Genomic DNA, 13,883 nt, shown 5'->3' on the forward strand with positions numbered 1-13,883 from the left:
CCAGCGATTGCCTGACCCGATCCACCATCGACATCTTGTTTCTCCCTCATCGAAAACCCGCTTCGCGCCGCCATTCTGGAGCGCGCCGCGGTGAACCGGACGCAAGATCGCGCGCGCCGGATCTTTATCGCCGCATCCCTTCAGGCGGAAAGCCGGTTGCCGCCTTCGACCGGCTCAGGGCGTGATCAGGACCTTCAAGGCCTGGGTCTTCGCCGCCCGCCCGAAAACGTCATAGGCGTCCAATATGGCGTCCAGCGAAAAGCGGTGGGTGACGAGCTGCCCGGCGTCGATCTTCTCCGCAGCCACCGTCTTCAGCAGCATCGGCGTGGTCACCGTGTCCACCAGCCGGGTCGTCACCGTGATATTGTGCGACCAGAGCCGTTCGAGATGCAGGTCTGCCTTCCTGCCATGCACGCCGATATTGGCGATCACCCCGCCCGGCGCGACAAGGTCCTGGCAAAGCTCGAATGTGGCAGGGACGCCGACGGCCTCTATGGCTGCGTCGACGCCCTGTCCGTCCGTCAGGCCCCTGACGATCTCCACCGGGTCTTCGGACCGGCTGTCGATGGTGCGTGTGGCGCCGAACCGCCGCGCCACGGCCAGCCGGTTGGCGTCCATGTCGATCATGATGATCTGCGCCGGAGTATAGAATTGCGCGGTCAGCAGCACCGCCAGCCCGATCGGCCCCGCGCCCACGATCGCGACGCTGCTTCCGGGCGCGACCTTGCCGTTGAGCACGCCGCATTCGAAGCCGGTCGGCAGGATGTCGCTCAGCATCACCAGCGCTTCCTCGTCCATCCCCGCCGGAATGGGATAGAGGCTGGTGTCGGCATGGGGTATGCGGACATATTCCGCCTGCGTCCCGTCGATCTCGTTGCCCAGCAGCCAGCCGCCGGTCCTGCAATGGGAATAGATGCCGCGCCGGCAATAGTCGCACCGTCCGCAGGCAGTGATGCAGGAAATGAGGACATGGTCGCCGGGCGTGAAGTTGGTGACGGCAGGCCCGACGGAATCGATCACCCCGACGCCTTCATGCCCCAATATGCGGCCGGGCGCGCAACCCGGCACATCGCCCTTCAGGATATGAAGATCGGTGCCGCAGATGGTGGTGTGCGTCACGCGGACGATCGCGTCGCCGCCCTCCGCGATCTGCGGCTTGGCCCTTTCGCCCAGGCTCTTCTCGCCCGGTCCTCCATAGATCAAGGCTTTCACGATGGCCGATCCCTTCCAGATGGTTCGCCTCAGTGGCGATCCCCCGGAAGTTCCTCTCACCGGCCCTTCATTCCTATCCGTAGATTCCCGGACGGCGCCTGCCTGAACGCGCAAGCGGTCCTTGCCTCATCCTCTTGCCCGCCGGCCCGTGCCTAGAAGGCGACATTGTCGGCGCCCTTGAGGTCAAGGATGGCGCGGGTCTCCTCCGCCGTCGCGACCTCCAGCGACAGAAGTTCGAGGATGGACCGGATCAGCGCGACCTGCTCCGCATTGGATGTCGCCAATTTCCCCTTCCCTGCGAACAGCGAATCCTCCAGCCCCACCCGGACATTGGCGCCGTTCAGCGCCCCCATGGTGACGAACGGCAATTGAGCCGCCCGCTCGCCATCACATCTTCCGCTATGGCGGGCGCTTCCTGACGGACAACTTCCCCTGTTCCCGAATCCGGATCGTGCCGCTGGACCGCGACCGGATGGTGGGGCTTTTCAACCTCGGCATCGAAATACCGTTAGCGCCCTTCTTCGGCAGCATGGGCGTGGCGCGGCCGACCGCACGCGGCAGGGTCGATTCCTCGCCGCCCGCCATCCATCGTGGTAATATGGACAGCCACGCCACGCGCAAGGCGCTTCGCAACATGATCGACTTTCTGGGCGAGGCAGCGTTGCGGGCGATGGCTCGTCGACCGCAACAAGGGCGTGCATGTCGTGCTGCCGAAACGGTTGTTCGCGCAGTAGCGGCCGCTTCCCTGCGCGACAGGGCCGCTCCCTACAACGCCCGCAAGGCGCGGGCCGGCCGCACCGACATCAGCGGGATCGACCCCAACAGCCCGATCCCCAGTGTAAGCACCGCCCCCGCGCCCAGGGTCGAGAGTACGAGCAGCCAATCCGGCGCCCAGTGGAAATCGAATATCCGCACGATCACGAACCAGCCCGCGCCAAGGCCAAGGCCAAGCGCCACCAGCGCCAGCACACCGGCCAGCAGCGCATATTCAATGCCCTGCGCGCCCAATATCTGCCAGCGGGTCGCGCCCAGCGTCTTCAGGATCACACTGTCATAGGCCCGCGCCTGGCGCGACGCCGCAATCGCCCCGATCAGCACCGCGATCCCTGCCAGGATCGCGACCGATCCCGCCAGCACGATGGCCGTGGACATCTGCCCCAGCAGCACCGTGACCTGCGCCACCACCTCGCCCACGGCGATGATCGAGACGGAGGGGAAGGCCGCCAGCAGCGTGCGCGTCATCGCCCCTTCCGACGCGCCCTTCATCGTGATCGTCGCCGACAGGCTGTGCGGCGCGCTGCGCAGCGTGTTGGGGGAGAAGACCATGATGTAGTTGAAACCCATCGTCTCCCAATTGACCTGCCGCAGGGAGGCGATGCGCGCCTCGATCTCGCGCCCCAGCACGGACACGGTGAGCGTGTCGCCGATGCCGACGCCCATCACCTCCGCCGCCTCGCGGTCGAGCGAGACGAGCGGCGGCCCGGCATAGTCGCGGGGCCACCATTGCCCTTCGACCAGTTCCGACCCCTCGGGCAGAGCCTCGCTATAGGTGACGCCCCGCTCACCGCGCAGGAACCAGGCGCCCTCGGGCAGTTCCTTGAGGTCCGCCACCCGCTGCCCGCCATAGGCGACGATCGTCCCGCGTAGGGTCGGCACCATATTGACCTTGGCACCCGGCGCCTCCCTGCCGACCAGCGCAAGGAACCTGTCCCTGGCGGCGATGGGGATGTCCAGCACGAACTGGTCCGGCGCGGTGCGGGGCACGGTGTTGCGGATTTCGGCGCTGAGGCTCGACTGGATCGCCGCCAGCGTCACGAACAGCGTCAGGCCCAGCCCCAGCGCCACCACCAGCGCCGACGTCTGCGCACCGGGCCGATGGAGATTGGCGACCGCCAGCCGGGCAAGCGGACGACGCGGCGCGGGCAGCCGACGCGCGACGCGCCGGACCAATAGGCCGATGCCGGTCAGCAGCGCCAGCATGGCCGCGACCGCGCCCAGCATCGCCGCCGCGAACCAGGGCTCCCGCGCCGAGCCCAGCGCCAGCGCCACGGCGGCCGCCCCCGCCGCGCCCACCGCGATCATGCTCAGCCGATCGACCCCGCGCCGCCGGTCGACCGTTTCGCGGAACAGGGCAGCGGCGGGCAGGGTCCGTGCCCGCGCCAGTGGCGGCACGGTGAAGATGAAGGCGATCAGCAGTCCGTAAAGCGCGCTGGTGACGAGCGGCCAGGGCGCGATGGCGAAACCGGGCTGCACCGGCAATATGTCCCGCATCGCCGTCACCAGACCCAGCGGCAGCACGACCCCCGCCGCCAGCCCGCAGCCGATGGCCAGCACGGCCACCGCGCCGATCTGCATCAGATAGATGCGGGCGATGTCGGCGGAGGAAGCGCCCAATATCTTCAGCGTCGCAATGCCATTGCGCTTGATCGCCAGATAGGAGGCTACCCCGTTGCTGACCCCGATCCCCGCTATGGCGAGCGCCGCGAGGCCGATCAGCGACAGGAATTGCCCCATCCGCTCCAGGAAACGGCTGGTCCCCGGCGCCGCGCCGTCGCGGTCCTTGATCTCGAAACCGGCAGAGGGGAAGGCGCGCTTCAGCCGCTCGCTCTCAGCCCCGGCATCCCTGCCTGCGTCCAGGCGGATGCGATATTTGCTCTCATACAGGCTGCCCGGCTGGATCAGGCCGCTGCGCCTGATGCCCTCTATGGAGGTGAGCGCGACCGGCCCCAGGGTGAAGCCCTCCCCCACCCGGTCCGGCTCCTCCGCGATGATGTCGCGGATGCGGAAGGTCGCCGCGCCATAGCGCAGGCCATCGCCCGGCTTCACGTCCAGCCGGTCCGCCAGCGCCTGTCCGATGACCAGCTCGTCGGCGCGCATAGGCCCGGCCCGCCCGCCTTTCAGCGCCAGCGCGCCATAAAGCGGGTAGGCCCCGTCCACGCCCTTGAGTTCGGTCAGCACGGCGGAGGGTCCGGCGCCCTCCCCCACCCGCTGCGCCATGGCCCGCAGTCTGATCGTCTCGCTCAGCACGCCCTCGCGCCGGAAGGCCGCCTTCTCCGCCGCGCTGGCCTCGCGCTGGGACATCGCCACCTCGACGTCGCCGCCCAGCAACACCTGCCCCTTGCTCGCAATCTCGCCGGTGATCGCGGCGGTCAGCCCGCCGATGGTCGCCAGCGTCGCCACGCCCAGGAACAGGCAGATGAACAGCAGCCGCAAACCCCGGAAGCCGCGATGCAGGTCGCGTTGGGCGATCCGCCAGCAGCCGCGCCAGCCCAGCGCAGTTTCGGGCCCCGTCACAGCCTCCGGTCCGCGACAATCAGCCCATCCCGCATCTCCACGACTCGGTCGCACCGCTCCGCCAGTCCGGGGTCATGGGTGATGATCACCAATGTCGCGCCATTCGCTTCCCGCCGGGCGAACAGCAGTTCGACGATCGCCCCGCTGGTCGCGCCGTCCAGATTGCCCGTCGGCTCGTCCGCGAAGATGATGTCCGGCCCCGGCGCGACGGCGCGGGCGATGGCCACGCGCTGCTGCTCGCCGCCCGAAAGCTGGGCCGGATAATGGTGCAGCCGGTGCCCAAGTCCCACCGCCTCCAGCTCGCTCGCCGCGCGCGCGAAGGCATCCCCGAAGCCCGCCAGTTCCAGCGGCACGGCGACATTCTCCACCGCCGTCATGGTCGGCAGCAGGTGGAAGCTCTGCAACACGATGCCCACGCGCCCGCGCCTCGCCCGCGCCAGCGCATCCTCGTCCAGCGGCCCATAATCGATCCCGGCAACCCGAACCTCCCCGCCGCTGGCGCGCTCCAGTCCCGACAATATCGCCATCAATGACGACTTGCCCGATCCCGACGGCCCGAGGATCGCCAGACTCTCGCCCTTTGGGATGGAGAGGTCGACGCCCTTCAAAATCAGCGTCGGCGCCTCGCGCGTGCCAAGCGAAAGGGTGACATTGCGCGCTTCAATCGCAATATGGGCAAGGGAGGACGAGCCGTGCATCAGCGAAAGGAACCCCATGAAGGCGGGAAGATGGTCGATATATGTGGGCGCCATGGCGATTGTGCAATTGCTCACCGCCTGTTCGGGCGAACCCGCCGCCAACAATAGCGCCGCGCCGACGGCCGAGGTCCGGAACGCCGCAGCCCCGATGGCCGACGGCAAGCTGGTCCTCGCCTTCGGGGACAGCCTCTATGCCGGCTATGGCGTGGCCCAGAATGAAAGCTTCCCCTTCCGCCTCGAACAGGCGCTGAAGGCAAAGGGACTGGCGGTTCAGGTCCGCAATGCCGGGGTTTCGGGCGAAACCTCTCTGGGCGGCATGCAGCGTCTCGCCTTCACGCTCGACGGCCTGCCGCGCAAGCCCGACCTGCTGCTGCTCGACCTGGGCGGCAACGACATGCTGCGCGGCCTCCCGCCGGAGGACAGCGAGAAGAACCTGCGCGCCATATTGGACCAGCTCAGGCAGCGGCAGATCCCCGTGCTGCTCACCGGCATGATGGCCGCGCCCAATATGGGCAAGGATTATGGCGCGAAGTTCGACGCCATCTATCCCCGGCTGGCGAAGGATTACGGCCTGCCGCTCTACCCCTTCTTCCTCGACGGGGTGATCGGGAATCCCAGGCTGATGCAGGCCGATTCCATCCATCCCAATCCGGCCGGAGTGAACATCATCGTCGGCAAGATCGCGCCGGTCGTGACGGGCTTGCTGAAGAAAAGCTGAGCGTGACCTGCTCCTGCGAAGGCGCGCTTTAGCCTCTTACCCGATCATCATCAGGCTGGCATTGCCCCCCGCAGCGGTCGTGTTGATGGAGGTCGACACCTCCTCCAGCAGCCAATCGAGCGGGTACCCCCCATCCGCCCCCGCCGCATGGACGCTGACGACCGGCCCCGGCATGACTGCCACGTCCCGAACCACCGCACCGATCTGCGCGGCATCGCCCTCGACCAGCACCGCCCCAAGCAGCCCATCCGCCTGCGATGTGAAATGCGCCGCAATATGCGCGGGCAACCCCAGCGGCAGTTCCATGTCCCACAGCACCCCGCGATTGCCCGTCGCCAGTACCGCCGCCATCTGCTGCAACAACCCCTGCCGCGTCGCGGGCCGCATCCCGATCAGTCCTCGCGGATGCAGCGCATAGAGGTTGCGCTCCCCCACCGGCCCGGGCAGGGTCATCTCAACGCCCAGCGCCGAGGCATCGCCACAGCGCCGCGCCATGGCCGAAGCCTCCGCCTCGCCCTTCGCCGCCAGCCAGTCGGCAAAATCGCTGAGCGGCGACCGGAGCGAACCGGCCCGCTCCGCAAAGACCGGCGGCACCGCCACCAGCCGCCCCAGATAAAGCGGCCCGCCCGCCTTCGGCCCGGTGCCCGACAGGCCCCGCCCGCCAAAGGGCTGTACGCCCACGATGGCGCCGATCACATTGCGGTTCACATAGAGATTGCCCGCCTTCACCCGCCCCGTCACCTGCGCGACGGTATCGTCCAGCCGCGTATGCAAACCGAAGGTCAGGCCATAGCCGGTCGCGTTGATCGCATCGACCAGCGCGTTCAACTCGGTGCGAGGGAAACGGATGACGTGCAGCACCGGCCCGAACACCTCGCGCCGCAATTGCGCGATGTCGTCGATCTCGATGATCGTCGGCGGCACGAAGCTGCCATGCGCGGTTTCCTGCGGCAGCGGCTGCTGCTCCACCGCGCAGCCCAGCGCCCGCATCGCCTCTATATGCCGTTCTATCCCTTCCTTCGCCTCGTCCGTGATGACCGGCCCGATGTCGACCGCCAGCCGGTCGGTCCGCCCGATCTGCAATTCCCTGAGCGCCCCCTTCAGCATCGCCAGCGTCCGGTCCGCCACATCCTCCTGCAGGCAGAGGATGCGCAGCGCCGAACAGCGCTGCCCCGCGCTGTCGAAGGCGGATGCGATGACATCCGCCACCACCTGCTCCGCCAGCGCGGAGCTGTCGACGATCATCGCATTCTGCCCGCCCGTCTCCGCGATCAGCGGAATGGGCCTGCCCGAAGCAGAGAGGCGGGCGGCCAATTGCCGCTGGATCAGCCGCGCCACCTCGGTCGATCCGGTGAACAGCACCCCGGCGGTCTGCGGCGCCGCCACCAGCGCCGCACCGATCTCCCCAGCGCCGGGCACAAGCTGCAACGCATCGCCCGGCGCCCCAGCCTCATGCAGCAGCCGCACCGCCTCCGCCGCGATCAGCGGGGTCTCCTCAGCGGGCTTGGCCAGCACCGCATTGCCCGCGACCAGCGCCGCCGCGACCTGCCCGGTGAAGATCGCCAGCGGGAAATTCCAGGGCGAAATGCACACGACCGGCCCCAGGGCGGTCTGCGCCGCGCCGAAAGCCGCCCGCGCCTGCGCCGCATAATAGCGCAGGAAATCGATCGCCTCCCGCACTTCGGCTATGGCGTTGGGCAGCGACTTGCCCGCTTCCCGCACGATCAGCCCCAACAGGATCGGCATGCGCGCCTGCATCGCGTCGGCGGCCCGCTCCAGCATCGCGGCGCGCTCCGCTACCGGCACCAGCGCCCAGCCGCTTCCCTCCGCGCGCAGGACCGCCGCCCGCGCATGGTCCGCCGACGCCTCGAACACCGTCCCCACGACATCGCGCCGATTGGCGGGGTTCAGCACCAGCCGCGCCGTGCCTTCCTCGCCCTGCGGCGCCGCCGTCCAATTGATTTGCGCGCTTTCCGCCAGCGTCTGCGCCAGCATCGCCAGCGCATTCTCGTCGCTAAGGTCGATCCCGTCCGAATTGCGCCGGTCCGGATACAGTTCGGATGGCAGCGCGATCTCCGCATGCCGCGCGCCCGGATGCGGCATCGCCAGCACCTGCTCGACCGGGTCCGCGATCATCTCCTCCACCGGCACCGCCGGATCGGCAATACGGTGCACGAAGGAACTGTTCGCGCCATTTTCCAGCAGCCGCCGCACCAGATAGGCGAGCAGCGTCTCATGCGTGCCGACCGGCGCATAGATGCGGCAGGGACGGTCCAGATTCCCCGTCCCCACCACCTGCTCATAGAGCGGCTCGCCCATGCCGTGCAGGCACTGAAACTCATAGTCGCCCAGCGTGAAACCCGGCTCCGCCAGATGATGGACCGTAGCCAGAGTCTGCGCATTATGCGTCGCGAATTGCGGGAACACCCGGTCACGCGCCGCCAGCAGCTTCTTCGCGCAGGCGATATAGGCGACGTCCGTATGCACCTTCCGCGTATAGACCGGGAAGTCGGCCATCCCATCGACCTGCGCCCGCTTGATCTCCGCGTCCCAATAGGCGCCCTTGACCAGCCGCACCATGATCCGCCGCCCGGCGCGCTGGGCCAGATCGACGATCCAGTCGATGACGAAGGGACAGCGCTTGCCATAGGCCTGCACCACGAAGCCCAGCCCGTTCCACCCCGCAAGCTCCGGGTCCAGCGCCAGACTCTCCAGCAGATCGAGCGACAATTCCAGCCGATCCGCCTCCTCCGCGTCGATATTGAGGCCGATGTCATAGCTTTTGGCGAGCAGCGCCAGCTCCTTCACCCGGGGCAGCAATTCCCCCATGACCCGCTCCGCCTGGGCGCGGGAATAGCGCGGATGCAGCGCCGACAGCTTGATCGAGATGCCCGGCCCGGCATAGACGCCGCGCCCATCCGACGCCCGCCCGATGGCGTGGATCGCCTGCCGGTAATCCTCCAGATAGCGGGCCGCGTCCGCCGCCGTCGCCGCCGCCTCCCCCAGCATGTCATAGCTGTACTGGAAACCCTTTGCCTCCTCCGTCCGCGCCCGCTTCAGCGCTTCCCCGATGGTCTCGCCGGTCACGAACTGCTCGCCCATCATCCGCATGGCGAGGTCCACGCCGCGCCGGATCACCGGCTCGCCCAGCCGCGCCACCAGCCGGGTCAGCGCCGCGCCCAAACCCCGGTCGTCCACGCTGCCGACCAGCTTGCCCGTCACCACCAGCCCCCAGGTCGCCGCATTGACGAACAGCGACTTGCCGCCGCCCAGATGCCCGCCCCAGTCGCCGTCAGCGATCTTGTCGCGGATCAGCGCGTCGCGGGTCGCATCGTCGGGAATGCGCAGCAACGCCTCAGCCAGGCACATCAGCGCCACGCCCTCCTGGCTGGAGAGCGAATATTCCTGCACCAGCGCCTCGACCCCGCTGCCCTTGCCGTTGGCGCGTAGCGTCGTCACCAGCCTGCGCGCCATGTCACGCACCCCCTGCCGCATGGCGTCGGGCAGCGCGGCGGCTTCCAGCAGGGGCGCCATGCACTCTGCTTCATCGCGGCGATAGGCGGCCGTAATGGCCCGGCGGAGCGGCGATTGCGGCCGGATGGCGGGGGCGAAATCGGTGAAGGGGGGCGGGTTCGTCATGTGCGCCATGATAGGGAAATCATGGCATGCAATCCGACTTATAAACAGCTCATATTAAGGCAATCTGCCTTATTAATTGCGATTATCCAGTCAAATCATCCACCGTATCCACCCCAAAAGGGCGAAAATCCGCCTGCCGTCAATCCGCGTCGATCAGGATGCGCACAGCCGCTCCATCCGTATCCTCGAACTGGCCATTGCCCAGCGCCCAGAAAAAGGCCGCCAGCCCCAGCAGCCCCAGCCCAAGCGCAATCGGAATCAACAGGCTGAGACCGGTCATTTCACGACTCCTTTCAGACGCAGGGCATTGGCGATGACGATCAGCGAGGATGTCGACATCGCCACCGCCGCGACCAGCGGCGTCACCTTCCCCGCTATGGCCAGCGGCACCGCCAGCACATTATAGCCGATCGCCAGCGCGAAATTCTGCTTCACCACCGCGACCGTCCGCCGCGCCGCATGCACGGTCAGCGCCACTGGCGCCAGCCTGTCGCCCAGGAATACGGCGTCGGCGGTAAGCTGGCTCGCATCGCTGGCGGAGGCGGGCGCCATGCTGGCATGACCCGCCGCCAGCGCCGGGCCGTCGTTCAGCCCGTCCCCGATCATCAGCACCTTCTCGCCCCTGGCCTTCAGCCGGTCGATCAGCGCCAGCTTGTCGGCGGGGCGCAGATGGCCGATGGCGGTAGTGCGGGTTTCGCGGGCAATCTCCTCCAGCGCTTCGGGCCGGTCGCCGCTGGCGATCAATATCTTCATCCCCATGCCGCGCAGCACGTCCAGCGTTTCCGCCGCATCGGGCCGCAACGCGTCGGTGAAGCCCAGCAGCAAGGCCTGATCCCCGCGCCGATATTCCGCCGCCAGCCCGAACAGGTTGATCAGGCTGCGCGGACGCGCCAGCGACACGGCCACGCCTTCATAGTCCGCGAACACGCCCTCCCCCGCCACTTCGCGTACATTGTCGAGCGCGGCGGGCGTCGCCCCCCGCGCCTCCAGCGCCTGCCGCAAGGCGACGCTCAGCGGATGGCGAGACGCCCGCGACAGGGACAGCAGGATCGACCGGTCGTCGCGCCACAGACGGCGCAAGCCCTGCGGCACCGGACGGCCCAGCGTCAGCGTGCCGGTCTTGTCGAACACCGCTTCGCTGACCTCCGCCAGCCGTTCCAGCGCCGACCCGTCCTTGACCAGCACGCCCCGCCGCATCAACGCGCCGCAGGCGACGATCTGCGCCGCGGGCACCGCCAGCCCCAAGGCGCAAGGACAGGTGATCAGCAACACCGCCACCGCGATCAGCAACGCCTGATGCACCCCCGCCCCGGCGATCATCCACCCCGCGAAGGACAGCGCCGCCAGCAGATGGACGCAGGGCGCATAGAGCCGCGCCGCCCGGTCGGCCAGCCGCACATAGCGCGACTTGCCCTGCCCCGCCTCCTCCATCAGCCGGGCGATGTCGGCAATAACGGTGTCGGCCCCCGCCGCCGTCACCTCCACCCGGATCGGCCCGTCGATATTGAGCGCGCCCGCCTGCACATCGTCGCCGGGATGCACCCGCACCGGCGCGCTTTCCCCGGTCAGGAAGGCGATGTCGAGCCCGCTTTCCCCCTCCGTCACACGCCCGTCGGCGGCCAGCCTTTCGCCCGCCGCCGCCAATATCGTCATGCCGGGGCGCAGCACGTCGGCCCGCGTCCACCGGCTGCTCCCGTCCGCCTCCAGCACCAGCGCGCCCGGTGCGGTCTGCTTCAGCAGCGCCGCCACGCCCGCCCGCGCCCGCCCACGCATCATGCTATCGAGCGAACGCCCCGCCAGCAGGAAGAACAGCAACATCACCGCCCCGTCGAACCAGGCATGCGCCCCACTGGTGACGGTCTCATAGAGACTCATCCCGGTCGTCAGCAGCACGCCGATGCTGATCGGCACGTCCATATTGGTCCGCCCCTGCCGCAACGCCGCCCAGGCCGAACGGAAGAAGGGCTGGCCCGCATAGGCCACCGTCGGCAGGGCGATCAGGGCGGAGAGCCAGTGGAACATCTCCCGCGTCGCCCCCGCCGCCCCGGACCAGACAGACACCGACAGCAGCATGATGTTCATCGCCGCGAAGCCCGCCACCACCAGCGCCCGCGTCAGCCGCCGGCTTTCGGCCGCCGCCACGTCCAGCCCCGCATCGGCCAGCGGCTCCGCCTCGAACCCCAGCGCGGCGATGGCGGCGCGCAGGTCGGGCGGGGTCAGCGCCGGATCGTGCCGGATGGCGACCCGCTTCGCCCCCATATTGACCCGCGCCGACAGGATGCCGGGCTGGCGCGGCAATCCCTCCTCGATCTTGGCGATGCAGCCGACGCAATGGATGCCGGGGACGGCGAACAGGCTTTCGACCGTCTCTTCCGCCACCGGATCGGGGATCAGCGCCTTCGTGGCCATCAGTCGACCTCCCTCAACAGATGCTCCTCGCGCCCGGTCAGGCGCAGGTCGAAGCGGATCTGCCACCGCCCCTCCGGCACGGCCCGGTCGCTGGCATAGACGCCCGGCGCGGTCTCGCGAAAGACCAGCGACAGGTCCGGCGTCCGCCCCAGCGGATGCTGCGCCACCGCCGTCACCTTGCCGCCCGCCACTGGCGCGCCCCTGGCGTCGGTAAGGGCCAAGCCGACATGCCGCGCCGTATCCAGCGTCACCGCGTCCCGCCATCCCAGCCGCTTCTGCGCCCGCGCCTCGGCCAGCCAGCCGTTGAATTTCTGGCTGGCGACATAGCTGTTCTCGACCACCGTACCGCCGAAGGATCGCACCGCAACGGTCGCCATCAGCATGTTGACCGCGATCACCACGGCGAAGAACGCCGCCAATATCGCCGTCATGTGCCAGCCGGTGAAGCGGCGGATGGGGGATGGAGCAGGGGTCATGCTTCAGGGCCTTTCAAATCGGGCGGGTTCGCTGGCGCTGCCGCCTTCGCGATCGATGGCGCGCACGGTGAAGCGGAAATCCTGCCGCGCCGGGCCGCGGGACGGCAGCGTCAGGAAGATGCGCAGCTTCGCCACGCTGTCGGCGGGCACGGTCGTGCGCACCGTCGTCGCGGCGGTTTCACGCAATCCCGCATCGGTCCACATCCGGCCGCCGGGCAGGCCGGTGAGGCCCACCTCCATCGGCCGGGGCCGCGCCTGCATATTGCGCAGCTTGACCGTATAGGCGTTGCGGATCGCGCCGTCAGACAGGCGCACGAAGATTGGGTTGCGGTCCTGCTGCGCGCTGATCTCCAGCCGCTCGCGCGCGCCCAGCGCGAACAGCATGGCCGCGCCGATCCCCGCCCAGACCGCGAAATAGGCGATGGTGCGGGGCCGCAACAGCGTCTTCAGCACCGGTCGCGGCGCCGCGCCCTTCTGCTCCGCCTCCGCATCGTCCTGCGTGCAATAGTCGATCAGCCCGCGCGGCCGCCCGACCTGCGCCATCACCTTGTCGCAGGCGTCGATGCAGAGCGCGCAGGTAATGCAGCCGATCTGCGGCCCTTCGCGAATGTCGATGCCGGTCGGGCAGACCGCGACACACTGGTTGCAATCCACGCAGTCGCCAAACGCGCCCGGATGCGCCTGAGCCTTCTTCAGACTCCCGCGCGTCTCCCCGCGCCAATGCTTGTAGGTGACGATCAGCGACTTCTCGTCCAGCATCGCGGTCTGGATGCGCGGCCAGGGACACATGTAGATGCACACCTGCTCCCGCATGAACCCGCCCAGCACGAAGGTCGTCGCGGTCAGCACGAAAGTCGTCGCATAGGCTTGCCACGCGGCGGTCCCGCTCCAGAACTCCCGTTGCAGCGTCGGGGCGTCCGCGAAATAGAATATCCACGCGCCTCCGGTGACGAAGGCGATCCCCAGCCAGACCGACCATTTGAAAAGCCGCCGGGCAATCTTCGCCGCCCCCCATGGCGCCTTGGCGAGCCGCAACTGCGCATTGCGGTCGCCGTCCACGAAGCGTTCGACATGCTGGTAGAGGTCGGTCCACACCGTCTGCGGACAAGCATAGCCGCACCAGGCCCGCCCCACCGCCGACGTGACGAGGAACAGCCCGATCCCCGCCATGATCAGCAGGCCCGCGACATAATAAAATTCCTGCGGCCAAATCTCGATGGAGAACATGTAGAAGCGCCGATGGGCCAGATCGACCAGCACCGCCTGATCGGGCGCATAAGGCCCCCGGTCCCAGCGCAGCCAGGGCGTGCCCCAGTAGATGGTCAGCGTCACCGCCATGATCGCCCATTTCAGGCGGCGGTAGAAGCCGTCCACCGCCTTGGGATAGACGCCCTTGCGCTTCTCATAGAGCGAGGCGGAGCCGGACATGAACATGGC

Annotated in this window: 10 protein-coding genes; 1 reads left to right on the forward strand and 9 read right to left on the reverse strand. The window is 68.3% G+C overall.

From position 1 onward, the window contains the following. Positions 1–174 precede the first annotated feature (174 nt). The 4 genes from EWH10_RS16300 to EWH10_RS16320 all read right to left on the reverse strand — a co-directional run bounded on the left by EWH10_RS16300 (position 175) and on the right by EWH10_RS16320 (position 5,222). Positions 175–1,212 carry a zinc-dependent alcohol dehydrogenase family protein gene (locus tag EWH10_RS16300; protein ID WP_025548735.1) on the reverse strand — a complete coding sequence of 346 codons (1,038 nt, stop codon included), beginning with the start codon at positions 1,210–1,212 and terminating at the stop codon, positions 175–177. A gap of 152 nt (positions 1,213–1,364) precedes the next feature. Continuing rightward, positions 1,365–1,580, reverse strand: coding sequence for a 3-keto-5-aminohexanoate cleavage protein (locus EWH10_RS16305; protein ID WP_025548736.1), 216 nt, complete (start codon positions 1,578–1,580; stop codon positions 1,365–1,367). A gap of 397 nt (positions 1,581–1,977) precedes the next feature. Further along, positions 1,978–4,506: an ABC transporter permease gene (locus EWH10_RS16315; protein WP_130030075.1), complete on the reverse strand. Its 2,529-nt coding sequence runs from the start codon at positions 4,504–4,506 to the stop codon at positions 1,978–1,980. Continuing rightward, positions 4,503–5,222 carry an ABC transporter ATP-binding protein gene (locus EWH10_RS16320; protein ID WP_130030076.1) on the reverse strand — a complete coding sequence of 240 codons (720 nt, stop codon included), beginning with the start codon at positions 5,220–5,222 and terminating at the stop codon, positions 4,503–4,505. The genes EWH10_RS16315 and EWH10_RS16320 overlap by 4 nt, the downstream gene beginning before the upstream one ends. Here EWH10_RS16320 and EWH10_RS16325 point away from each other — a divergent pair. Beyond that, positions 5,221–5,922 carry an arylesterase gene (locus tag EWH10_RS16325; protein WP_065847769.1) on the forward strand — a complete coding sequence of 234 codons (702 nt, stop codon included), beginning with the start codon at positions 5,221–5,223 and terminating at the stop codon, positions 5,920–5,922. The genes EWH10_RS16320 and EWH10_RS16325 overlap by 2 nt on opposite strands. A gap of 36 nt (positions 5,923–5,958) precedes the next feature. Here EWH10_RS16325 and putA read toward each other — a convergent pair whose 3' ends face one another. The 5 genes from putA to ccoG all read right to left on the reverse strand — a co-directional run bounded on the left by putA (position 5,959) and on the right by ccoG (position 13,880). After that, a complete protein-coding gene (gene putA / locus EWH10_RS16330; RefSeq protein ID WP_065847771.1) occupies positions 5,959–9,561 on the reverse strand; it encodes a trifunctional transcriptional regulator/proline dehydrogenase/L-glutamate gamma-semialdehyde dehydrogenase in 3,603 nt (1,200 codons plus the stop codon). A gap of 139 nt (positions 9,562–9,700) precedes the next feature. Continuing rightward, positions 9,701–9,841, reverse strand: a complete 141-nt coding sequence (gene ccoS, locus EWH10_RS16335) for a cbb3-type cytochrome oxidase assembly protein CcoS (protein WP_065847767.1) — start codon at positions 9,839–9,841, stop codon at positions 9,701–9,703. Further along, positions 9,838–11,970: a cation-translocating P-type ATPase gene (locus tag EWH10_RS16340; protein ID WP_130030077.1), complete on the reverse strand. Its 2,133-nt coding sequence runs from the start codon at positions 11,968–11,970 to the stop codon at positions 9,838–9,840. Before EWH10_RS16340 ends, ccoS begins: the two co-directional genes overlap by 4 nt. Further along, positions 11,970–12,446: a FixH family protein gene (locus tag EWH10_RS16345; protein WP_065846635.1), complete on the reverse strand. Its 477-nt coding sequence runs from the start codon at positions 12,444–12,446 to the stop codon at positions 11,970–11,972. The genes EWH10_RS16340 and EWH10_RS16345 overlap by 1 nt, the downstream gene beginning before the upstream one ends. A 3-nt stretch (positions 12,447–12,449) precedes the next feature. Further along, positions 12,450–13,880, reverse strand: coding sequence for a cytochrome c oxidase accessory protein CcoG (gene ccoG / locus EWH10_RS16350; protein WP_065846633.1), 1,431 nt, complete (start codon positions 13,878–13,880; stop codon positions 12,450–12,452). Positions 13,881–13,883: the final 3 nt, after the last annotated feature.

Origin of the sequence: Sphingobium fuliginis, from assembly GCF_004152845.1 — a bacterium.
GTDB classification, from domain to species: Bacteria; Pseudomonadota; Alphaproteobacteria; order Sphingomonadales; family Sphingomonadaceae; genus Sphingobium; species Sphingobium fuliginis.